The 2,348-nt window shown below is 60.3% G+C and carries 1 protein-coding gene; it reads left to right on the top strand.

The window, feature by feature from the left end:
* The first annotated feature begins 353 nt into the window (after positions 1 to 353).
* On the top strand, positions 354 to 2,291 hold the full coding sequence (gene acs / locus ACXRVY_RS24765) for an acetate--CoA ligase (protein WP_458238497.1): 1,938 nt from the start codon (positions 354 to 356) through the stop codon (positions 2,289 to 2,291).
* Positions 2,292 to 2,348: the final 57 nt, after the last annotated feature.

Raw genomic sequence — 2,348 nt, 5'->3', positions numbered from 1 at the left:
CAACCGGCCTGACGACAACCCTGGGCTCTCACACGGCTGCAAGGCCGTTCCCCTAATTAGGGTCGTTGGGCATCGATTCTCATCGAGGCGCGGGGGCCACAACCCCAACTCAGACGCCGGATAGATGAAAGCAAGCCAAACACGACATCAACAACAGTATTGCAGAAAAGGGGGTAACCATAGATGTGGGAGCGAGCTTGCTCGCGATGGCGGTGTATCAGTCAGCACTGGATTGGCTGACACTCCGCTATCGCGAGCAGGCTCGCTCCCACAGTTGCTTTGTGTACGACTTGAACCCATTGACCTCTCGGCGCATCTTAATCTTTGTCGCAATACAAGAATAAGGAACCGTCATGTTCGATATCAGCACGTTCCCCAAAGCCGATGCCGTCCGCCGGGCTGCACAATTGAGTCAAGACGACTATCAGCGCCTGTACCGCGAATCCGTTGAACACCCCAGTACGTTCTGGGCCGAACAGGCCACCCGCTTCCTCGACTGGAGCGCACCGTGGCAGACCGTCCAACGCTACGACCTGAAGACCGGTGAGGCCAGCTGGTTTGCCGGTGCAAAGCTGAACGTCAGCTACAACTGCATCGACCGGCACTTGGAAAAACGCGGCGATCAGGTCGCCATCATCTGGGAAGGCGACGACTCTGCCGACTCCACCTCCATTACCTACAAAAAACTGTATGAAAACGTCTGCCGCCTGGCCAACGTGCTGAAAAGCCGTGGCGTGAAAAAAGGCGACCGCGTGTGCATCTACATGCCGATGATTCCCGAGGCGGCCTACGCCATGCTGGCCTGTACCCGCATCGGCGCGGTGCACTCGGTGGTGTTCGGCGGCTTCTCCCCGGAATCGTTGCGTGACCGCATTCTCGACGCCGACTGCCGCACCGTGATTACCGCGGACGAAGGCGTGCGCGGCGGCAAAGTCGTGCCCCTCAAGCAGAACGTCGACAAGGCGCTGCAAAGCTGCCCGGACGTGAGCAGCGTTCTGGTGGTCGAGCGCACTAACGGGCAGGTGAACTGGGTCGATGGACGGGACATCAAGTATCAGCAGGCCCTGCGCGATGCCAGCGCCGATTGCCTGCCCGAGCCGATGGACGCCGAGGACCCGTTGTTCATCCTCTACACCTCCGGCAGCACCGGCAAACCCAAAGGCGTGCTGCACACCACCGGCGGCTACCTGTTGCAAGCCACGATGACCTTCAAGTACGTGCTGGACTACCGCGACGGCGAAGTCTTCTGGTGCACCGCCGACATCGGCTGGGTCACAGGCCACAGCTACATTGTGTACGGCCCGCTGGCCAACGGCGCGACCTCACTGATCTTCGAAGGCGTGCCGAGCTACCCGAGTACCTCGCGCTTCTGGCAGGTGATCGACAAGCACAAGGTGAACATTTTCTACACCGCCCCGACGGCGCTGCGTGCGCTGATGCGCGAAGGCCCCGAACCGTTGAAGCAAACATCCCGCGCCAGCGTCAGGCTGCTCGGTACGGTCGGCGAGCCGATCAATCCGGAAGCATGGGAGTGGTACTTCCACGAGGTAGGCGAAGAGCGCTGCCCGATCGTCGATACCTGGTGGCAGACCGAAACCGGCGGCATCATGCTCAGCCCGCTGGTCAGTGCACAGTGGATCAAACCCGGCTGCGCGACACAACCGATGTTCGGCGTGCAGCCGGTATTGCTCGACGAGCAGGGCAAGGAAATCAAAGGCGCCGGCAGCGGCGTACTCGCCTTGAAGTCCAGCTGGYCGGCGCAGATCCGCAGCGTCTACCGCGACCCGCAACGCATGGTCGACACCTATTTCAAACCTTACCCCGGCTACTACTTCACCGGTGACGGCGCAAGACGCGATGAAGATGGTGATTACTGGATCACCGGGCGCATCGACGATGTGATCAACGTGTCCGGCCACCGCATCGGCACCGCCGAAGTGGAAAGCGCCCTGGTGCTGCACGAGAGCATCGCCGAAGCCGCTGCAGTCGGTTACCCCCACGACATCAAGGGCCAGGGCATCTATGTCTTCGTCACGCCCATGAATGGCGTCGAAACCAACGATGAACTGAAGAAAGAATTGCTGGCCCTCGTCAGCCAGGAAATCGGCAGTTTCGCCAAACCGGACTTGATCCAGTGGGCGCCGGCCTTGCCGAAAACCCGCTCAGGCAAGATCATGCGGCGCATTCTACGCAAGATCGCCTGCAATGAACTCGACAGCCTGGGCGACACTTCGACCCTGGCTGACCCGAGCGTTGTTCAGGGCTTGATCGACAAACGCCTGAATCAATAACGTGCCTTTGTAGGAGCGAGCTTGCTCGCGATGAACTCAAGCACGCCGCGTACATTC

The sequence above is a fragment of the Pseudomonas sp. P5_A2_2 genome (genome assembly GCF_054177685.1).
Note: the sequence above shows the minus strand (reverse complement) of the source record. Positions and strands in the feature narration are given on the sequence as shown.